The 20,747-nt window shown below is 64.5% G+C and carries 18 protein-coding genes; 10 read left to right on the forward strand and 8 right to left on the reverse strand.

Annotation, left to right across the window (positions count from 1 at the left end; all coding sequences use genetic code 11):
• Positions 1–63 precede the first annotated feature (63 nt).
• Positions 64–534, forward strand: a complete 471-nt coding sequence (locus tag ACFFF7_RS07300) for an Hsp20 family protein (RefSeq protein ID WP_379480709.1) — start codon at positions 64–66, stop codon at positions 532–534.
• A 354-nt stretch (positions 535–888) separates the two neighbouring features.
• On the opposite strand, the gene pyrG is transcribed toward ACFFF7_RS07300, so the two are convergent.
• From pyrG to tpiA, 3 genes are all read right to left on the reverse strand, one after another.
• Positions 889–2,523, reverse strand: a complete 1,635-nt coding sequence (pyrG, locus tag ACFFF7_RS07305) for a CTP synthase (protein ID WP_379480710.1) — start codon at positions 2,521–2,523, stop codon at positions 889–891.
• A 140-nt stretch (positions 2,524–2,663) separates the two neighbouring features.
• Complete coding sequence (secG, locus tag ACFFF7_RS07310) at positions 2,664–3,083, reverse strand: preprotein translocase subunit SecG (protein ID WP_379480711.1); 420 nt, start codon at positions 3,081–3,083, stop codon at positions 2,664–2,666.
• A gap of 72 nt (positions 3,084–3,155) precedes the next feature.
• The gene (gene tpiA / locus ACFFF7_RS07315) at positions 3,156–3,911 is read right to left on the reverse strand and encodes a triose-phosphate isomerase (RefSeq protein ID WP_379480712.1); all 756 of its coding nucleotides are present in this window, start codon (positions 3,909–3,911) and stop codon (positions 3,156–3,158) included.
• A 232-nt stretch (positions 3,912–4,143) separates the two neighbouring features.
• Between tpiA and ACFFF7_RS07320 the strand changes: the two genes are divergently transcribed.
• The 7 genes from ACFFF7_RS07320 to lexA all read left to right on the forward strand — a co-directional run bounded on the left by ACFFF7_RS07320 (position 4,144) and on the right by lexA (position 11,405).
• Positions 4,144–6,084, forward strand: coding sequence for a peptidylprolyl isomerase (locus tag ACFFF7_RS07320; protein ID WP_379480713.1), 1,941 nt, complete (start codon positions 4,144–4,146; stop codon positions 6,082–6,084).
• A gap of 13 nt (positions 6,085–6,097) precedes the next feature.
• The gene (trpE, locus tag ACFFF7_RS07325; protein ID WP_379480714.1) at positions 6,098–7,615 is read left to right on the forward strand and encodes an anthranilate synthase component I; all 1,518 of its coding nucleotides are present in this window, start codon (positions 6,098–6,100) and stop codon (positions 7,613–7,615) included.
• A 9-nt stretch (positions 7,616–7,624) separates the two neighbouring features.
• A complete protein-coding gene (locus tag ACFFF7_RS07330; protein WP_379480715.1) occupies positions 7,625–8,209 on the forward strand; it encodes an anthranilate synthase component II in 585 nt (194 codons plus the stop codon).
• Entirely contained in the window at positions 8,206–9,171 is a 966-nt protein-coding gene (gene trpD, locus ACFFF7_RS07335) for an anthranilate phosphoribosyltransferase (RefSeq protein WP_379480716.1), read from the forward strand. Before ACFFF7_RS07330 ends, trpD begins: the two co-directional genes overlap by 4 nt.
• On the forward strand, positions 9,168–9,956 hold the full coding sequence (trpC, locus tag ACFFF7_RS07340; RefSeq protein WP_379480717.1) for an indole-3-glycerol phosphate synthase TrpC: 789 nt from the start codon (positions 9,168–9,170) through the stop codon (positions 9,954–9,956). The genes trpD and trpC overlap by 4 nt, the downstream gene beginning before the upstream one ends.
• Positions 9,957–10,115: 159 nt before the next feature.
• Positions 10,116–10,589 carry a cyclic pyranopterin monophosphate synthase MoaC gene (gene moaC / locus ACFFF7_RS07345; protein ID WP_379480718.1) on the forward strand — a complete coding sequence of 158 codons (474 nt, stop codon included), beginning with the start codon at positions 10,116–10,118 and terminating at the stop codon, positions 10,587–10,589.
• 126 nt (positions 10,590–10,715) lie between these two features.
• A complete protein-coding gene (gene lexA, locus ACFFF7_RS07350) occupies positions 10,716–11,405 on the forward strand; it encodes a transcriptional repressor LexA (protein ID WP_379480719.1) in 690 nt (229 codons plus the stop codon).
• Here the strand turns inward: lexA and ACFFF7_RS07355 are convergent.
• A complete protein-coding gene (locus ACFFF7_RS07355) occupies positions 11,399–13,678 on the reverse strand; it encodes a ComEC/Rec2 family competence protein (RefSeq protein ID WP_379480720.1) in 2,280 nt (759 codons plus the stop codon). The genes lexA and ACFFF7_RS07355 overlap by 7 nt on opposite strands.
• 29 nt (positions 13,679–13,707) lie before the next feature.
• On the opposite strand from ACFFF7_RS07355, the gene gltX reads away from it, so the two are divergent.
• Positions 13,708–15,171: a glutamate--tRNA ligase gene (gltX, locus tag ACFFF7_RS07360; RefSeq protein ID WP_379480721.1), complete on the forward strand. Its 1,464-nt coding sequence runs from the start codon at positions 13,708–13,710 to the stop codon at positions 15,169–15,171.
• A gap of 5 nt (positions 15,172–15,176) precedes the next feature.
• Positions 15,177–16,460, forward strand: coding sequence for a citrate synthase (locus ACFFF7_RS07365; RefSeq protein ID WP_379480722.1), 1,284 nt, complete (start codon positions 15,177–15,179; stop codon positions 16,458–16,460).
• Positions 16,461–16,666: 206 nt separating this feature from the next.
• On the opposite strand, the gene ACFFF7_RS07370 is transcribed toward ACFFF7_RS07365, so the two are convergent.
• From ACFFF7_RS07370 to ACFFF7_RS07385, 4 genes are all read right to left on the reverse strand, one after another.
• The gene (locus tag ACFFF7_RS07370) at positions 16,667–18,106 is read right to left on the reverse strand and encodes a sensor histidine kinase (RefSeq protein ID WP_379480723.1); all 1,440 of its coding nucleotides are present in this window, start codon (positions 18,104–18,106) and stop codon (positions 16,667–16,669) included.
• 3 nt (positions 18,107–18,109) lie between these two features.
• Entirely contained in the window at positions 18,110–19,078 is a 969-nt protein-coding gene (locus ACFFF7_RS07375; RefSeq protein ID WP_379480724.1) for a hypothetical protein, read from the reverse strand.
• Between the two features lie 24 nt (positions 19,079–19,102).
• Entirely contained in the window at positions 19,103–20,278 is a 1,176-nt protein-coding gene (locus tag ACFFF7_RS07380; protein ID WP_379480725.1) for a hypothetical protein, read from the reverse strand.
• Positions 20,279–20,400: 122 nt separating this feature from the next.
• Positions 20,401–20,703: an Hpt domain-containing protein gene (locus tag ACFFF7_RS07385; protein WP_379480726.1), complete on the reverse strand. Its 303-nt coding sequence runs from the start codon at positions 20,701–20,703 to the stop codon at positions 20,401–20,403.
• Positions 20,704–20,747: the final 44 nt, after the last annotated feature.

Consider the following 20,747-nt stretch of genomic DNA (forward strand, 5'->3'; position numbering starts at 1 on the left):
CGCCGGCGGAGTGCCGCTTTCGGGCTCCGCCACTGTTGAAATTGCTCACAAGAGGATTTTGCCATGAACCGTTTCGATTTCACCCCTTATCGCCGCACCATGGTTGGTTTCGACCGCCTGTTCGATCTGCTGGAGAACCAGTCGCGGATGGGCAGCAGCGACAATTACCCGCCCTTCAACATCGAACGCCGCGGTGAGGATGCCTATCGCATCATCCTGGCGGTTGCCGGGTTCAAGCCTGCCGATATCGAGATCACCGCGCAGCAGAACCTGCTGGTGGTCCAGGGCAAGAAGGCCGAAGACGCGTCCAATGCGCAGTTCCTGCACGTCGGGATCGCGCAGCGCGGGTTCGAACGCCGCTTCGAACTGGCCGACTATGTCCGCGTCGAAGACGCCAACCTGGAAGACGGCCTGCTGACCATCGACCTGGTCCGCGAAGTGCCTGAAGCGATGAAGCCGAAGAAGATCGCGGTCGGCACGCAGAAGACCCTGTCGGTGGTCAAGGATGCCGACACGGATAGCGCCGCCGCCTGATCCGGCATTCGGTAGCTGAAACGATTGGGGGGTGAGGCTCTTGCAAACCTCACCCCCCGCGATGTTTGACCATCGCCCCGCCGTATTCTTGATCGTCCGGGTCGCAGAAGACGGTCAGATCACGGCAAGCCCAGATCTATGGGAAATGTCTTAAGAAGGTCGCCCCATTCCCCCTTGGCCGCGGTCGGGAATGCCACCGCCGCAATGCCCTCAACGCGTCGCCAAGATGCGACTCGTTTTCGAGTTGCGCATCGCTATGTGATGCGCAAGGCCCGTTCAAGGCCATTCAAGTCCCGATTTTAGAAGATCGTTGCAGGTGCCTGAAAGGTAACCGGAATATGATTTATCGGCCGCTCAAACCAGTCGTGCCTGGGCCAGCGCCGCGGCGATGAATCCGGCAAACAGCGGGTGCGGATCGAATGGACGGCTCTTCAGCTCTGGATGAAACTGGACGCCGACGAACCAGGGGTGATCCGGGCGTTCGACGATCTCTGGCAGCAAGCCGTCGGGCGACATGCCGGAAAAGACCAGACCGCCCTTCTCCAACGCATCACGATAGGCCCCGTTGACTTCGTAGCGATGGCGGTGGCGTTCGGAGATAGAGGTAGCCCCGCCATAGATCGCGGAGACATGGCTGTTGCCGGCCAATTTCGCTTCATAGGCCCCCAGCCGCATTGTGCCGCCCAGATCGGTATTGGCTCCGCGCTTCTGCAAACCTTCCGCGCTCATCCATTCGGTAATGATGCCGACCACCGGCTCGTCCGACTCGCCGAATTCGGTCGAACTTGCCGCAGCGATCCCGGCCGTGTTGCGCGCGCCTTCGATGCAGGCCATCTGCATGCCCAGACAGATTCCGAAAAATGGCACCTTGCGTTCGCGGGCAAAACGGACCGAGGCGATCTTACCCTCGCTGCCGCGCACACCAAAGCCACCGGGCACGAGGATGCCGTCCATCGGTTCAAGCCGCGCGACGATTTCAGTGTCATCGGCTTCGAACAGTTCGGCGTCGATCCACTTGATGTTGACCTTGACCCGGTTGGCCATGCCGCCGTGGACCAGCGCCTCGTTAAGCGACTTATAGGCGTCGGGCAGGCCGACGTACTTGCCGACAACGCCGATGGTCACTTCGCCTTCGGGGTTGTGGTACCGGTCGACAATATCGTCCCAGCGGGACAAGTCGGGCGCGGGCGTGGTCAGGCCGAAATGGTGCAGAACCTCGTGGTCCAGCCCTTCAGCGTGGTACTGCAGCGGCACGGCGTAGATGCTGCTGGCATCCAGCGCGGGGATCACCGCTTCCTTGCGCACGTTGCAGAACAGCGCGATCTTGGCGCGCTCGTTTTCGGGCAGCGGGTGCTCGCAGCGGCACAGCAGGATATCGGGCTGGACCCCCAGACTGGTCAGCTCGCGCACCGAATGCTGGGTCGGCTTGGTCTTGAGCTCACCCGCGGCAGAGACATAGGGAACAAGGGTGACATGGACCGAACAGGTGCGTTCGCGCCCCAGTTCGTTGCGCAGCTGACGCAGCGCCTCGATGAAGGGCAGCCCTTCGATGTCGCCGACCGTGCCGCCGATTTCGCACAGCACGAAGTCGAGATCGTCGACCTCGGTCTTGGCGAAGTCCTTGATCGCGTCGGTGACGTGCGGGATCACCTGGACCGTCGCCCCAAGGTAGTCGCCGCGGCGCTCCTTGGCGATGATGTCGCGGTAGATCCGGCCCGAGGTGATATTGTCTGCCTGGCGCGCCGAAACCCCGGTGAAGCGTTCGTAATGTCCCAGGTCGAGATCGGTCTCGGCCCCGTCGTCGGTGACGTAGACTTCGCCGTGCTGATAGGGGCTCATCGTCCCCGGATCGACGTTGAGATAGGGGTCGAACTTGCGGATCCGAACCTTGTAGCCGCGCGCCTGCAGCAGCGCGGCAAGGCTTGCCGCCATGAGACCTTTGCCGAGCGAGGAGACCACGCCGCCGGTGATAAAAATGAACCGCGCCATGGGAGTCGGGCCTTAATCCTCAAGAGGGGTAATGGGCAAGGGCCTGACGCTGCAATCCACAACGATTGCGCCTTGCGCCCGGCACACAGGCAACCGGCCCGCCAGGGAAGGCAGGCCGTTACCAGATCATAGCGTGCAGATTACTTCTTGGCCGGAGCCGCAAAGGGATCGACCGGAGCCGCATTGCCCGCCGCCGGGGATGCCGCAGGCGCGGCAGCCGGAGCATTCTGCGCGGCACCGGCCAAGGGATCGATCGGAGCCGTCGGCGCTGCCGGGGCAGAGATCGGCGCGGCGCGCTTCAGACTATCATCAATAGAACGGCCCGAACCGGCACGAACCGCCATTGCGGCCAGGGTAATGCTGACCACGACAAAGACCGTGGCCAGAACCGTGGTCGAACGGGTCAGGAAATCCGCTGCGCCGCGCGCCGACATCAGGCCCGCCGGGCTTCCGCCCACGCCAAGCCCGCCGCCTTCGGACTTCTGCATCAGGATGACCCAGACCAGCAGCGCGGCGACGATCGCCTGAAAGACCATCAGGAACAGGAAAAGAGAAGACATGGAATATCCGGAAACAGGAATGTTGGCCCGCATCTAGGCGCAGGCGCGCCAAGGCGCAAGGTTTGCTGAGGATCAGTCCTCGCCAGGACCCGCCGCTGCGACGATCGACAGAAAGCTGTCGGCTGTCAGGCTGGCTCCGCCGACCAGCGCGCCGCCAACGTCGGCAACGGCAAGCAGTTCAGCGGCGTTGCCGGCATTGACCGATCCGCCATAAAGGATCTTCACCGCCGCGCCGTCTTCGCCGTAGATCGCGACAAGCTTTGCGCGCAGGACCGCGTGCATGGCAGCGACATCGGCAGGGGCGGCAACACGGCCGGTGCCAATCGCCCAGACCGGCTCGTAAGCAACGGTCAGGCGCGGCACCAGCCCTTCGCCGCGCGGCAAGGACGCATCGAGCTGGGCGCCGACGACAGCTTCCGCCTGGCCGGCATCGCGCTCGGCTTCGCTTTCCCCGACGCAGACGATGACTTCCAGACCGGCGTCGAGCGCGGCTTCTGCCTTGGCTCTGACCATCGCATCGCTTTCGCCATGCATCGCGCGCCGCTCGCTGTGGCCGACGATCACGAAGCCGGCGCCGGCATCCTTGAGCATGACGGCGGAAACGTCGCCCGTAAAAGCACCGCTGACTTCGCCGTGGCAATCCTGACCACCAACTGTCAGCGCCTGGACCTCTGCCGCCATGGCCGCAATCAGCGTAAAGGGCGGTGCAATAGCCACGCGCACCCCGGCATGACGCGTCGCGCCGCGATCGATCGCGCGCGCTTCTGTCAGCTGTGCACGGGTGCCATTCATCTTCCAGTTGCCGACGATGTAGGGCCGGTTAGGCATGGTCAAACCTTCAAATGTGTGATGGTGCCCGGCCGGGATGCCCCCGCGGACGAATCTGCCGCGCTGCTAGGCGACCGGTGGCAGCCTTGTCAAAGTCCTTGCGGTGACCCGATGCCCGGGCAAAGCCGCTCTGGGCAACTGTTGCTGGGCCATTGCGAAGCAGGGGAATGCTGCGTAAAGCGCCGCCGAAGGTGCCCGCTTGCGGCACGCCAAATCTATCGGCGACGAAACCATGCTCCAGTTTTTCCGCAATTTCTTCTCTTCGCGCATCGGCGTCGGCGTGACGCTGGCCATGGTCGGCCTGATTGCCCTGGCCTTTGCCAGCGGCGATGTCGCCAATAGCGGCGGATTTGGCGGCATTGCTGGCGGTGACCGGGTTGCCAGCGTCGGCAAGCTGCGGGTCAGCACTTCTGACATCGAACGTGCGGCCAGCAATGCGGTGGATGAGCTGCGTCAGCAGCAGCCCAAGATGACGATCAAGACCTTTGTTGCGCAAGGCGGGCTCGACCAGCTGCTCGACAACCTGATCGATATCACCGCGGTGCGCGCCTTCGGGGAAAAGTACGGCGTGCATATCGGCGACCGGCTGATCGACAGCGAAATCGCCAAGATCCCGGCGGCTCAGGGGATCGACGGGAAGTTCAGCGAAGCAGCCTACCAGGCGTTCCTGCGCCAGCGCGGCGCCACGGATGCGATGCTGCGCCGGCAGATCATCGAATCGATGATGGCGCGCCAGTTGCTGGCCCCGGCAGATCTTGGCGTGTCGACGTCGAAAGAGGCAGTGGCACGCTATGCCGGCATCCTAACCGAAAAGCGCATTGGTGCGATTGCCACCCTGCCCTCTGACGCCTTTGCGCCTAAGACCCCGGCAAGTGATGCGGAAATCGGCGCGTGGTATGCCGCGCACAAGGCCGACTACACCCTGCCAGAGCGCCGCTCGATCCGCTATGCGACTTTCACCGATGCCGCGGTCAAAAGCGTCCCGGCGCCGACCGAGGCCGAAATCGCCGCGCTTTATGAAAAGAACAAGGCGCTGTTTGCTGCGAGCGAAAGCCGCAGGCTGACCCAGCTCGTCCTGCCGACCGAGGCGGCTGCCAAGGCGATCCAGGCCGAACTGGCATCGGGCAAGTCGCTTGAAGCCGTCGCTGCCAGCAAAGGCCTGGCTGCTGCCAATCTCGGCTCGCTGACCAGGCAGGCACTCTCGGCGCAGACGTCGCAAGCCATTGCCGACGCCGCCTATGGTGCCGGCAAGGGCGCTCTGGTCGGCCCGCTCAAGGCACCGCTTGGCTGGACCCTGCTGCGTGTTGACTCGATCGACACCAAGGCCGGCCGCGGCCTCGACCACGTTCGCGGTGAGCTGACCCAGCAGGCCGCCGCCGCCAAGCGCCGCGCCGCGCTGACCGATTTCTCGGCACGAATCGAAGAGGAATTCGACAATGGCGCATCGCTGACCGATGTGGCCAAGGAATTGGGCCTGACCGTTGCCGAAACACCGGCCCTGCTCGCCGATGGCAGCGTGTTCGGGCAGCAGGGGGCCAAGGCACCGCCGCAACTGGCCAAGATTGTTGCCGCGTCGTTCGCCATGGAAGGTGAAAAGCAGCCCCAGCTGGCCGAAGTCGAAGCAGGCAAGACCTTCATGATCTTTGATGTCGGCACCCTTGCCCCGGCCGCGCCGCCGCCGCTGGCCCAGATTAAGGCGATCGTCGCCACCGACGTGCAGCTTTCAAAGGGCGCTGCGGCGGCCAAGGCGGTGGCCCAGAAGATCGAGGACGCCGTGCGCAAGGGCGGCGATCTGGGTGCGGCCGTGGCCGGGCTGGGCCTCAAGCTGCCGCCGGTGCAGAAGGTCGACATGGCCCGCCAGCAATTGCAGGCCATGGGCCAGCAGACCCCGCCGCCACTCGGCCTGCTGTTCCAGATGGCCAAGGGCAAGGTAAAGCTGCTCGGCGCGCCGCGCGCTCGCGGCTGGTTCATTGTCCAGTTGAAGGACGTGATCCCCGGGACAGTCGCCGCCAACGATCCGCGGCTGGGCGAACTGGCCAAGTCGATTACCGAACTGCAGACCAACGAATTCTCGCAGCAGCTGCGCAGCGCGATGCGGACCGAGATCGGCGTCAAGCGCAACGACAATGCGGTCAAGGCCGTACGCAACCGCCTGACCGGCGCCGGCAACTGATCCGGCCGCTGCGATGTCTGCCGCGCGGATAGGACACGAAGGCGAAGCGCGCGCCGCCCTCGAGCGAGGCCAGACCACACTGGTCTGGCGGCGGCTGGTTGCCGATACAGAAACCCCTGTGGGCGCTGCGGCAAAGCTGATGCGCGAAGGCCGGGGGGATTTCCTGCTCGAATCGGTTCAAGGCGGCGAAGTGCGCGGGCGCTATTCGATGCTTGGGCTTGATCCAGATCTGGTGTTCCGGGCAACCAGCGCATCGTGCGAGATCAACCGCGCGTGGCGTCATGATCGCCAGGCGTTCGCGCCCCTGCCCGGTGACAGTCTGGAAGAACTCCGCGCGCTGGTCGATTCGTGCCGGATTGCCATGCCTGCGGGCCTGCCCCCGGCGCTGGCCTTCCTGGTCGGCTACTTCGCCTATGAGACCTATGGCCTGGTCGAGACGCTGCCCCGTCCGGCGGCCAATCCGCTCGACCTGCCCGACATGCTGTTCGTCCGCCCGGCACTGGTGCTGGTTTTCGACCGGCTGAGCGACGAGCTCTATTGCATCGCCCCGCTGTGGCCGTCCGAACGCGCGCCCGACCGGGCGATCGAGGAAGCGGTCGAACGGATCGACCTGGCGTTGCAGCAGCTGGCCGCCCCGGTGGCGGAAACCTCGCGCGATGCCGTGCTGCCCGAACCGGTGCTGACCCCGACGATGCCGGGTGCGAACTATGCCGCGATGGTCCGCCGCGCCAAGGATTACATCGAGGCCGGCGACATCTTCCAGGTCGTCCTGGCCCAGCGCTTTACCACCCCTTTTACCCTGCCCCCGCTGGCGCTCTACCGCGCGCTGCGCCGGGTCAATCCCTCGCCGTTCCTCTATTTCCTCGATCTGCCCGGCTTTGCCCTGACCGGATCGAGCCCGGAGATCCTGGTCCGGGTCCGCGACGGCGAAGTGACGATCCGCCCGATCGCCGGCACAAGGCCTCGCGGTGCCACGCCCGAGGAAGACCGCGCAAACGAAGCCAGCCTCCTTGCCGATCCCAAGGAGCGCGCCGAGCACCTGATGTTGCTCGATCTGGGCCGCAACGACGTCGGCCGGGTGGCCGAAGCCGGGACGGTCCAGGTCACCGAAAGCTATACGGTCGAGCGTTACAGTCACGTCATGCACATCGTCAGCAACGTGGTCGGGCGGCTCGACACCGCGCACCACGATGCGGTCGATGCAATGTTCGCCGGGTTTCCTGCCGGGACGGTCAGCGGGGCGCCCAAGGTTCGCGCTTGCCAGATCATTGCCGAGCTCGAGCCGGAAACGCGCGGGGCCTATGCCGGCGGGGTCGGCTATTTCGCCCCCGACGGTAGTCTCGATTCGTGCATCGTGCTGCGCACCGGGGTGGTCAAGGACGGGATGCTTCACGTCCAGGCCGGGGCCGGCATCGTCGCCGACAGCGACCCCGCTTATGAACAGCGCGAATGCGAAGCCAAGGCCGGTGCGCTGATCGCCGCCGCACGCGAGGCGGTACGGGTGGCTTCCGAAGCCGGTTTCGGGCAATAGGGCGCCGCTATGATCCTGGTCATCGACAATTACGACAGCTTCACCTGGAACCTGGTCCATTACCTGATGGAGCTGGGCGCCGAGGTCGAGGTAGTGCGCAACGACGCGATGAGCGCAGGGCAAGCGATATCCTCTGGCGCGCAGGGATTCCTGATCTCGCCCGGGCCGTGCACCCCGAACGAAGCCGGGATCAGCCTCGACCTGGTTGGTGCCGCGGCCGACGCTGGAAAACCGCTGCTCGGCGTGTGCCTGGGCCACCAGTCGATCGGGCAGTATTTCGGCGGCAAGGTGGTGCGCGGCGGGCTGATGCACGGTAAGGTCTCGCCGGTCAGCCACGATGGCACCGGATTGTTCAAGGGCCTGCCCTCGCCCTTCATCGGCACGCGCTATCACTCGCTGATCGTCAAGGACATTCCCGATACGCTGGTGGTCAATGCGACCAGCGACGACGAGCACGTCATGGGTTTTCGCCATGCTACCCTGCCGATCCACGGGGTCCAGTTCCATCCCGAGAGCATCGCCACCGAGCATGGCCACGCCATGCTGGCCAACTTCCTGGCGATCTGCGGCATCCCGACCCGCGAACTGGCATGAGCGCCGCATTGGTCGAGGCCGAGGCGCTGTTCGGGCGCATGCTCGACGGCGACATCGCCGATGATGAAACGGCCTCGATTCTCACTGACCTTGCCGATCGCGGCGAGCGCGCGACCGACGTTGCCGGGCTGGTTCTGGCTATGCGGGCGCGGATGCGGCGAGTGGTGGCCCCTGCCGGCGCGATCGACGTCTGCGGGACCGGCGGTGACGGGCAGCACAGCGTCAATGTCTCGACTGCGGTGGCGCTGGTCGTCGCAGCCTGCGGGGTGCCGGTCGCCAAGCACGGCAACCGCGCCGCCTCCAGTCTGGCCGGCGGGGCCGATACGCTCGAGGCGCTGGGGCTCAACCTGGCGCGGGCCAGCGAACTGGCCGAGCAGACCCTGCCCGATCTGGGCATCGCCTTCCTTTTCGCCCAGTCCCATCACCCTGCGCTGGCCCGCGTTGCACCGATCCGCAAGGCTTTGGGCCGCAGGACGATTTTCAATCTGTGCGGACCGCTTGCCAATCCGGCCGGTGTCTCGCGGCAACTTGTCGGGGTCGCCCATCCGTCGCTTATTGCGCTGTATCGCGATGCGATGGACCTGCTTGGCACCGAAGCGGCGCTGATCGTTTCCGGGGCTGAAGGGCTCGACGAGTTGTCAATCGCTGGTACCAGCTATGTCGCCGCATTGGGCATTCCCGGCGTACCTGCCGAGATCCGGCCCGAAGATGCCGGGCTTGCCTCTCACGATCTTGATGATCTGCGCGGCGGCGATGCTCGATTCAACGCCGCTGCCTTGCGCGACGTGCTGATGGGCCAGCCCGGCGCTTACCGCGACGCGGTCCTACTCAATTCGGCTGCAGCGCTGCTGGTGGCGGACCAGGTCGAGGACTGGCTGGAAGGGGTTGAGGAAGCCGCCGAAACGCTCGACAAGGGCTTGGCCAAGGCTCTGCTCGATTGCTGGATCGATACCGTACGATGACTGACAAGCTTGCCGAAATCTGCGCCACCAAGCGGGTTGAAGTCGCCGCGCGCAAGGCGCTGACCTCTTTGGCTGACCTCGATACGCGCGCTACCATGCAGACCCCGCCGCGCGGGTTTGAGGCGGCGCTGCGCCGCAAAGCCGCAAATGGCTTCGCGCTGATCGCAGAAATCAAGAAAGCCTCGCCATCCAAAGGTCTGATTCGCGGCGATTTCGATCCGCCGGCCCATGCCGCCGCTTATGAACAGGGCGGCGCGGCCTGCCTGTCTGTCTTGACCGATGCACCGTTCTTCCAGGGCCATGAAGACTATCTGACCGCGGCCCGGGCCGCTTGCGATCTGCCGGTGCTGCGCAAGGACTTCATGGTGGATCCGTGGCAGGTGGCCGAAGCGCGCGCGATCGGTGCCGATGCGATCCTGATCATCGTCGCTGCGCTGGACGATGCGCAAATGGCTGAAATCGAAACCGCGGCGATCGAGCGCGGGCTGGACGTGCTGGTCGAAGTCCATAACGAGGCCGAGATGGAGCGCGCCACAAGGCTCCACTCCCGCCTGATCGGCGTCAACAACCGCGATCTCAAGCGCTTCGTCACCGACCTGTCGACGACCGAACGGTTGCTGCCGCTCGCTCCTGAAGGCACCTTGCTGGTCAGCGAGAGCGGGATCAACCACCACGCCGACCTGCTCCGTCTGGCGGAGCGCGGCGTACGCACGTTCCTGGTCGGCGAAAGCCTGATGCGCCAGGCCGACCTTGCCGCAGCCACCCGGTCGCTGCTGCAGGGTTAGACTGTCCTACAGCGCGGCTTTCTGGCACAGGCAAGGCATGCCCAGCACCCCTCCCCTTGCTATTACCGCGGTTTTTCAACCGGTCCGGCAGAGAGCACGTTTTTCCATTTTCGCGACCCTGTGCATTTTGTCAGGTCGTTCATATGATCGGCTGAAAGCATGAACAAGCTCACCCATCTCGACGAGTCGGGCAAGGCGCGCATGGTCGACATCGGCGGCAAGGCCGACACAGCGCGGAGCGCGATCGCCGAGGGCCGCATCCTTATGAATGCGGCGGCGCTGGCGGCCATCCGCGATGGCACCGTGCCAAAGGGCGACGTCCTTGCCGCCGCGCGTATTGCCGGGATCATGGCGGCCAAGAAGACCGCCGAGCTGATCCCGCTATGCCATCCACTGGCCCTCGATAGCGTTACCCTCGACTTCGAACTGGGCGCGGAAGCCGTAATCGTGCGCGCCGCCGCCGCGCTGACGGGGCGCACCGGGGTCGAGATGGAAGCACTGACCGCGGTGTCGGTTGCACTGCTCACGCTGTACGACATGGCCAAGGCCATCGACAAAGCCATGGTCATCGAAGGAGTGCGCCTGATCGAAAAGCGCGGCGGCAAATCGGGGACCTGGCGCGCTGACGGGTGATTGCGCCGAAATGGCGGAAATGCTTGACGCGATTCGTTTCGTTGCTTAGATGTTCCGCATTCGTTCACTGAACGGTGCGGATACATCGCTGGGATGTTCCACCCGTTCCATCGGAGTGACAGGCGCATGCTGACCCGCAAGCAGCACGAATTGATCCGTTTCATCCAGGTCCGCCTGGAAGAGACCGGGGTGTCCCCCTCGTTCGAGGAAATGAAGGAGGCGCTGGACCTCAAGTCGAAGTCGGGCGTGCACCGATTGATTTCCGCGCTGGAGGAACGCGGCTTCATCCGCCGCCTGCCCAATCGCGCCCGCGCGCTGGAAGTGCTGCGTCAGCCCGACGATGTCGGAGCCAAGCCGGCACCGCGCGCGGCCAATACCAACAGCACCGCTGCCGTGGTCCGTCCGCCGGAAGCGCGCCCTGCCCCGGCCAATGACGTGATCGAGATTCCGCTTCATGGCCGGATTGCCGCCGGCGTGCCGATAGAGGCGATGGAGACCGCGGCGATGCTGCCGGTGCCGGCTGCCCTGCTTGGTGCGGGCGAACACTACGCGCTGGAAGTGTCGGGCGATTCGATGATCGATGCGGGCATCCTGGACGGTGACTATGCGTTGATCCGCCGTACCGACAGCGCCCGCGATGGCGAGATTGTTGTTGCCCTTGTCCGCGGCGAGGAAGCGACGCTCAAGTATTTGCACCGGGAGCATGGCCGGGTCCGCCTCGATCCGGCCAATGCCGCCTATGAGCCGCAGATCTACGATCCGCGCGAAGTGGTGGTTCAGGGCAAGCTGGCAGGGCTGCTGCGCCGCTATCACTGAGTGGCATTGGATTGTTCTATGCGCGGCGCCGCACCGAAAGGTTGTGGCGCCTTGCCATTGCCGGTGACGTTCGACTTCGGAGCAAAGGCGTAGGCCCGGGCTGCGGGCTGCCACCAGCCATGGCGACCCTCATCTTCGGCAACCGTACGAAATCGTACCCGTTCCAGGTCGAGTGACAAACCGCCAGTCCGGTCCAGCATCCGCCGGTCGGCCTTGATCCAGCGGGGCTTGCACGAGCGCGGCAGATAGCGCGCCGCGATGACCACATCGACGCGTTCGCACGCTGCCGCGAGTGCGCGTTCTTCGACCATGTCCTTGCCGCGCCCGATCAGCAGCTGCCAGTCGCGTCCGCCGCGCCTCAGCGTGATCGCGCAGAAATCGGGATTGCAATGCGCCCCGGGCCAGTCGGCGATCAGCCGCATCTCGCCTTCCATGCCGGACAGTTCGGCCAGATTATCGCGCGCGAAGTCGCTGCGGCTGTCACGCAGGACGAGCAAAGCTTCGCCCTCGCCCGTCACGCCGACATGGCGGCCGTCGCTTGAAATCAGCACGTCCGGTGGCTCGGCCAAGGTCAGAAGCAGAGTCCCGGCGGCGGCGGGAATCAGACCCAGCAGGCGCACGCGCCCGCGCCAGAGTGCCAGCCATAAAGCACCCAGCAGGAACAGTCCCAGCGCTGGTCGGCCCATGGCCGGCATCATTGTCACCGCGCCGGGCCAGCTGGCGGTCCAGTGCGCCAGGTCCAGCAGCAGATCGAGCGACTTGCCAGCCAGCCACCAGAACGGCGCGCCGGCGCCTATGGCATCGAACAGCAGGGCCAAGGCGATCAGCGGCATCGACAGGAAGGTCGTCAGCGGGATCGCCACGACATTGGCAAGTGCGCCGTACACCCCGGCGCGATGAAAGTGGAACAGACCAATCGGCAGCAAGGCCAACTCGATCACGACGCCCGTCAGAAGCAACGAGCCGATCTGACGCAGCGCCTTGGCCCACAGCGGCTCCTCACGCGCCTGGAACAAGGCGTGGATCCGCGGTTCGCCGTGCAGCGCGACAATCGCGATCACTGCGGCGAAGCTCATCTGGAAGCTCGGCCCGACCAGGGCTTCAGGCCACAGCAGAAGAATCGCGCCGGCCCCCACCGCGATCATCCGCATGCTCAAGGCCTCGCGCCCCAGCGCCAGTGCGGCCAGTACGAGCAGAGCGCCGATGCACGAGCGGATCGTTGGCACCTCGGACCCGGTGAGCAAGGTGTAGCCGATCCCGGCCAGCGCCCCGCCCCCCGCCGCAACAAGCGGCAATCGCAGGCGGAGCGCGATCCACGGCATCAGGGCGAGCAATCGCAAGACCAGCACATAGGTCGCAGCGATCACCGCGCTGACGTGCAGGCCGCTGATCGACAGCAGATGCGTAAGTCCCGCATCGCGCATCGCGTTCTCGTCCGCCTCGGCAATCGCCCCGCGGTCGCCGCTGGCAAAAGCGGCCGCGATAGTGCCTGCCGATCCATCCAGGTTGGCGCGGACATGGCGCGACAGGCTTCGTTGCAGGCGCTGAAGCCAACCGCCGTTGTCGCCTGGCGCGACAATCGACACCGGCCCTAGCACGCTGCCTGTTGCCGCCAGGCCCGAGAACCACGCCGTACGGGCGAAGTCATATCCGCCGGGCAGCATCGGCGGCGCTGGCGGAACCAGCCGTGCCCGCAAGCGCACGACGGCGCCATCGACCAGAGCGATGCGGTCGCTGTCGAGATCGAGGTTTAGCCGGACCTTGATCGCCCGGCCCGTTTCGGGTTCCCGCGTGGCCAGTGTCAGGCGGACGCGATGCTCGGCAGGCTGCTCTTGCCGGTCGAGCACCTTGCCCTCAAGCATGGTCACCATCGGTCGGGCAACGGGCGGTGTTCCGACCAGTGCAGACTTGCCCCAGACCAGCAGCGAACCCGCCGCCGCCGCACATAGCGCGACCACAAGCGACTGACGCAGATAAGGAAAGCGGCCTTCGCCCCGCAATGCCGCCAGGCTCAGCATTGCGCCGCCCAGGCACAGGCTGATCCAGCTCAGCCACTGCGCCGGGCCAGGAAGAATGAACCATGCCGCAATCCCGGCAGCGAAGGCGACGACGCCCCACGGACCGCGGTCAAATCCGGCCTGGGCGAGATGCCTTTCGACCAAAGCAAGCCCGCTGGACAAGTGCCCGCGGTTGCGCCAAGGGCGATGTTGCAGTGCAGCGCCATCCGGCTCTGCATCGCCCATCGGGACAGTTGGCGGAACACGGCTGACCATGGCTGACAGGTGACAGGAAGGCAGGGTCAATGGCAAGCGGAAGCGGCATGGCTGGAACAGGAGCGGCGCAAGGCGTCGTAACCCGGTTTGCGCCCTCGCCCACCGGCTTCCTGCACATCGGCGGTGCCCGCACGGCGCTGTTCAACTGGCTCTATGCGCGTCACACCGGCGGCAAGTATCTGCTGCGGATCGAGGATACCGACCGGGCCCGCTCAACCGAGCCGGCGATCGCGGCGATCTTCGACGGACTCGACTGGCTGGGCCTGATGGGTGACGAACCGGCAACGTTCCAGTTTGCCCGCTCCGATCGCCACGCCGAAGTGGCGCACGCTCTGCTCGGCGCCGGCCATGCCTATCGCTGCTACCTGACCCAGGAAGAGCTGGCCGCGCGGCGCGAGCAGGCCCAGGCGGAACGTCGCCCATTCCGCATCGAAAGCGAATGGCGTGACGCCGCACCCAATAGCTGGCCGGCCGATCAGCCCTATGTCGTGCGAATCAAGGCACCGCGCGAGGGCGAGACGACGATCGACGACCTGGTTCAGGGATCGATCACCGTTGCCAATGTCGAGCTTGACGACTTCATTCTGCTGCGCTCGGACGGCACCCCGACCTATATGCTGGCGGTGGTGGTCGACGATCACGACATGGGGGTGACTCACGTGATCCGCGGCGACGATCACATTAACAATGCCTTCCGCCAGCTGCTGATCATCCGCGGGATGCATGCTGTCGAAGGTGGATGGCCCGATCCGGCCTATGGCCATGTCCCCTTGATCCACGGCGCTGACGGGGCCAAGCTTTCCAAGCGTCACGGTGCGCTGGGCGTCGATGCCTATCGCGACGAAATGGGGATCCTGCCCGAAGCGCTGTTCAACTATCTGCTCAGGCTTGGCTGGGGCCACGGTGATGACGAGATCATCAGCCGCGACCAGGCGGTCGAATGGTTCGACATCGGCCATGTCGGCAAAGGTGCGGCGCGGTTCGATCTGGCCAAGCTGCAGAGCCTCAACGGACATTATCTGCGCGAAGCGGACGACGCGCGCCTGGCCGACCTGGTTGCGCCGCGGATAACCGGGGCGGTCGATCTTGAATTGCTGACCAGGGCAATGCCCGTGCTCAAGGTTCGCGCCAAGGATCTGAACGAGCTGGCCGCCGGCGCCGCATTTCTGTTCACTACACGTCCCCTGGCGATCGAAGACAAGGCCGCGGCATTGCTGACCGACGATGCGCGGGCATTGCTGGGGGCAATTGCAGAGCGGATCACCGGATTGCGCGACTGGACGCTCGACGTGCTTGAAGCGGCGCTCAAGGCTATGGCCGAAGAACGCGGACTGGGCCTGGGCAAGCTTGCCCAACCCCTTAGGGCTGCGCTAACGGGTCAGACGACCTCCCCGGGTATATTCGACGTATTGGTTCTGCTGGGACGGGATGAAAGCCTTGCGCGGATTGGCGCGCAGGTCCTTCCCGCCGCTGCACGGCAAGTTGAGGAGTAAGGCAAGTGGGCAATTCGGCAAAACTGACGACCGGTGGCGGTGAATTCGAATATCCGGTCCTGTCGGGCTCGGTCGGTCCCGATGTGATCGACATCCGCAAGATGTACGGCCAGACCGGGATGTTCACCTATGACCCCGGCTTCACCAGCACTGCCAGCTGCGAAAGCGCGCTCACCTATATTGACGGCGATGAAGGCGTGCTGCTGCACCGCGGCTATCCGATTGGCCAGCTGGCCGAACATTCCAGCTTCATGGAAGTCAGCTATCTGCTGCTCAATGGCGAACTGCCGAGCGCCGACGAACTGAGCAAGTTCGAGACGACGATCACGCGCCACACCATGCTGCACGAACAGCTGGCCACGTTCTATCGCGGGTTCCGCCGCGATGCGCACCCGATGGCGATCATGTGCGGCGTCGTCGGGGCGCTTTCGGCATTCTATCACGATAGCACCGACATTTCCGATCCGACGCACCGCACGATCAGCAGCCACCGCCTGATCGCCAAGATGCCGACGATCGCGGCCATGGCCTACAAGTATTCGGTTGGGCAGCCGTTCCTCTATCCGGACAATTCGCTGAGCTATACCGGCAACTTCCTGCGCATGACCTTTGGCGTGCCGGCCGAACCCTATGTGGTCAATCCGGTCGTGGAAAAGGCGCTCGACCGGATCTTCATTCTCCACGCCGATCACGAGCAGAATGCTTCGACCAGCACGGTTCGTCTGGCCGGTTCGTCGGGCGCCAATCCGTTCGCCTGCATCGCTGCGGGGATTGCCTGCCTGTGGGGCCCGGCGCATGGCGGGGCCAACGAAGCCGCGCTCAACATGCTGCACGAGATCGGTACGCCGGACAAAATCCCGCACTATATCGAGCGCGCCAAGGACAAGAACGATCCGTTCCGCCTGATGGGTTTCGGCCACCGCGTCTACAAGAACTACGATCCCCGCGCGACCGTGATGCAGAAGACCGTGCGCGAGGTGTTCGAGGCGCTGAAGGTCACCGATCCGGTCTTCGAGGTCGCCCTGCGGCTTGAGGAAATGGCGCTGAATGATGATTACTTCATCGAAAAGAAGCTGTTCCCCAACGTCGACTTCTACTCGGGCGTGATCCTCTCCGCGATCGGTTTTCCGACCACCATGTTCACCGCGCTGTTCGCCCTTGCCCGCACGGTCGGCTGGGTCGCGCAGTGGAACGAGATGATCAGCGATCCCGGCCAGAAGATCGGTCGTCCGCGCCAGCTCTATACCGGGCCGACGCAGCGCGATTACGTTCCGCTCGACAAGCGCTGATCCAGCGCGCAGGTTCTGTCCTGCTGGCTCCCGCAACAGGGTCCAGCGGGGGAGAATACGCGATGGCAATTCTGCGACCGGTACTGTTGGTTGTCGGCACTCTTATGGTGCTGATGGGGCTTTTGTGGACAGGACAAGGCCTGGGCCTGATCATGTGGCCCAGCTCAAGCTTCATGCTGGGCGACCCGCAATGGGCGATTTACGGTTCAATCACCGCCGCTGTCGGAGCCGGACTTGTCTGGCTCGGTGCGCGTAACGGGCGCGGCGGCCAATAGATCGCCCGGAACGTCCAGGATGAAACGCGCGCCCTTGCCCGGCGCGCTTTCGACAGTCAGTTCGCCGCCCATCGCACGGGCGAGGCGCCGCGAGATGTAGAGTCCCAGGCCAGAGCCGGTCTCATCGCTGCGACCGAGCCGTTCGAATTTGCCGAACAGGCGTTGCTGCTGTTCGTCGCTGAGGCCGGGACCCTGATCGGCGACGATCACCTTGGCCCGGGCGCCCTCGTCCTCAAGCCGGATCCACACCTGCGAATTGTCCGGTGAATAACGTATCGCGTTGCCGACCAGGTTGAGCAGCACCTGAAGCACACGCCGGAACTCGGCGATTGCCGGCAGATGTTCACCCATGCGCGGCGGATCGATGGTGATCCCGCGTTCCTGCGCCCGCACCGCAAGAATGCCTGCGGCCCGGCGCGCCACATCGGCAAGGTCGATGCGGTCGGGTGCGGTGTTGAAATCTTCGGCTTCGACGACTTCCAGATCGGCCAGATCTTCGACCAGCGATAGCAAATGCTGTCCGGCAGCGGCGATATCCGCGGCATACTGGCTGTATTCCTCTGCCAAGGGGCCGGCCATGCGGGTCCGGATCGTCTCAGCATTGGCGATGATCCGGGCGATCGGCTGCCGCAGCACCGGCGCAATGTCGCGTCCGACGAGGCCTCGCCCGTTCTGCGGCATGACCGGCGCGCTGGGAACCTCGGGCTCATTGGGCGCTTGCACCGGCGGCTGCTCGGCAGTCAGGCAGAGTTCGAAGCCGGTCGGTTCCTGGCCCGGTGCCTGTTGGGGCAGCAGCGACGCACGCCAGGTCCGCTGCGATCCGGCTATCGCAACGTTTGCGCCGTCCAGCAGGCGCCAATGCAACGGTTGCTGATGGCTGCTGCCCGAAACCGTAATGAAGTCGGTCCACGGTTTGCCGAAACCGCTGCGCATCGCCGCGGCCAGCTCGGCCAGGTCCGGCGCATCGCTTTCAACCGTCAGCACGTTCTGCTGGGCATCAAGCCGCGCAGTCAGTTCTGCCAGCGTGCGGTCGATCGCGCTGCGATGCTCGGCAACCTCCAGAGGATCTTCGGGCGGCAGCGGACTCGATTGCCACGAACGGATCGTGATCGCGCACCCATCGGCATCGGGCACGACCTCGATCCATGCGGAAATGCTGTCCTTGCCGTCACTCGCCCGGATGGTGCGCGCCAGTTTGAGATTGAAGGTCCGCGCCTTGCGGACCAATTCCAGCAAGGCGGGAACGGCGATCAAGCCGGGCAATTCACCGCCGCAACGCAGCTGCAGACCGGCCAGAGGCTCGTCAACCGCGATCAACCGGTCTTCGGCGTCGCTGCGCGCCTGCGCCAGAGAAGTTGCGGTCGAATGCATAGATCAGAGGCCGGGATAAGGATTGGTCCGCGCGATCAGCGCAGCCGCTCGGTCGGCACCAAGTTGGTCGAAGTTTTCCGGCAGGGTAATATCCGGATAGAGCGCCAGGAACTGCTCCTCCACCGCCTGGGGTTTCAGACCGGCCGCGCGAAGCGACAAGGCAAGGCGGGCATACTGGCCCTCACAGGTAGACAGAACGGCCAAGTCACGCTCTTGCCCCGAAGCCATGGCCAGTGCCGTCAGGAACATCGCTGTCCCGGCATGGGTGATTGAAAGGGCGGCGGTCGCCCCTCCGCCCATTGCCGTGACCAGGCGCGCGATCAGGCCCAGCCGGCTGCGCCCTTCGTCAAAGCGAGAGCGGATTGCCGCCTCTGCAATGTCGGTATGGGCTCGTATTTCCGGATCGCCTGATGCAAAACCGCGCAGCACAACCAAGGTATGGTGCAACAGATCGCCCGGCAGCTCGGTCTGTGGCAACTGCATGCGTCGCTGAGTCTGGGCAAAGCGTGCCTGCGAAGCCAGTAAGGCCATCGCGTGGGTGGCGGTGGCCGTGTCGCTTGAAGCGATCAATGCCTGCAGCAACGGCGACAGTACCGGGTCCAGAGCCAGGCGGCCTTGGAGGCGTTCGGTAAGATGCCACTCGATCGCCAGGGCATGGCAGTGGCCGATCAACCCCGGATTTGCCATGAGGGCTGCGGCGACTTGCGCGATATCCGCGGTATCAAGCTGTCGGTCAGCAGTGTGCCCCTGCGCTTGGGCCAATTCGTCGAGCACCTGCTCCGCCAGATTCGAAACCATCCCGCGGACCCGGGCAATTATTTCGTCGCTGAAGATCGAATGTTCGTTGCTGGCGAGCAAATGGCGCAAAATCGGCCCATAGGTTCCGATCTGCGCATCGGCAGCCATAAGGTCTTCGCGAAGGAGATCTTCGGCAGAAACGCCGGTCGCAATCGAGACGGAAAGGTCATTCATGATCACCGCCTTATAGCGGCAGGGTTAAGGTCGCGTTAGCCGCTTAGTGACGCGGGGAAGCACGATTCCTGCGATGGCCGCGACGACGGCTCCGGCATGAACGGCCACGCTTCCGACCCCGCCTGCCAGCGCTGAAGCAAGACCAAGCGCAAGCAGGCCGCGGTCACCCAGAGATGCCGCCCAGCGCCGATCGATCACTTGCGGCAAAATCCGCAGCAGCGCGATCAGCATGAAGGGCGGAAACAAGCGGTCCCAGTCGGTCTGGCCGTGCTGGCTGGCCGTACCGAAACCAGCCAACCCGATAAGCAAGGCATCGATCATCCAGCCAAAGCCGCGGTCCGCCTTTATCAGACGCGTCTGGCGGTATATCGATTGCGCTTCTACCCTGCCTAGCAATCCGGCAACTTCGCCGCTGATTGACGCAAAAGCGGCAAGGATCAATCCGGCGACAAAAAAGCCGAACCACCCGGCAACTGCGGCAAGAAGCATCAGCATCACAGCGCCAATGCCAAGGTGGGTCGATCCGCTTCCAGCGTGGATCAGGCCAGGGCCAAGTTTTCGCACGAAACCGAGCGCGATGACCCGCGAGGGACTAAGCGGTCGGTCATCGCTGGTCCGCTGGCGGATCCATTGCGGTTCGAGAGCGTGGGCATCGGCATCACTGCGCACCAGGCTCCAGAAGACCGATCCGTTGTCGACCGGCGGGATCGGCCGTTGCCGCAGCCCGCTTTGCAGGGCGACCCGCTGCAAGGCGGAGGCTGCGTCGCAATCGGCTGGCAAATCGGCGACAGCCTCGACCAGGCGGCCGGGGATCCGCATGGCTGCGGCGCTGGCATTGTTCAGATCGATCCGCTCGAACCCGGCGGCCAGACCCTGTTCGATGGGTTGGACAAACACGCCTTCACCGGTTTCAAGCAATGTTGCTGCCTCGTCGTTCGAAACGAACAGCCCGTCGCCGAAGACAAAAAGCGTGTCGACTGCCGTAACCAGGCCAAGCAGGGCCCGCGCGCCCGGCACGATATGAAATTGTGCGCCGTTCGCCTCGGCTTCGTGCTGCAAATCGACGAGTTCCGGCCGCATGCCATGCGCCAGGCAGATAATCCGCTCACATTTGAGGTCGAGCGCCAGTCCAAGCTGCTGGCGCGCCACGGTAACGCCGCCGACGCGCAGGAACGCACGCGGGGTTGCCGCGTCCGCCATTTCCAGCATTGTCAGCAGGGCAACCCGCAGCGTCTCTCTCCGCGCTGTGCGACAAGCGCGCGGTTTAGGCGGAGTGTAGCAATCTGCCAAGGGTCACGGCGGCGTAGCCGGCCAGGCGCCGACTAACCCAGTGAATATTCATCCAGAAATGTCTGGATCCGGCGCACCACGGTCGGTTCACCTGGCGCTGCCTGCAGTGCCTCTTCAGCCATGTCGATAAGCGCTTCGGCGTGAAAGCTGGCGGCCAGACCCTTCAGCCGCAAGGCCGCAATTTGCCAGTTCCCGTCGCAGCGCGACCGTCGCAATAGGTCGACCTGCTGCGAAAGACTGTCTATAAATGCCTGACGGAGCTCGGAAAAAAGCGCAGGATCGTCTCCTGCTGCTGCTGCGAGGGTCGCGTCCAGTGCTCCTGCTTCATATGCCATGGTTTATGCAGCTAGTCGCAAACCATTAAAGTGGGGTTTAAAGC

Origin of the sequence: Novosphingobium aquiterrae, from assembly GCF_042434435.1 — a bacterium.
GTDB classification, from domain to species: domain Bacteria; phylum Pseudomonadota; class Alphaproteobacteria; order Sphingomonadales; family Sphingomonadaceae; genus Novosphingobium; species Novosphingobium aquiterrae.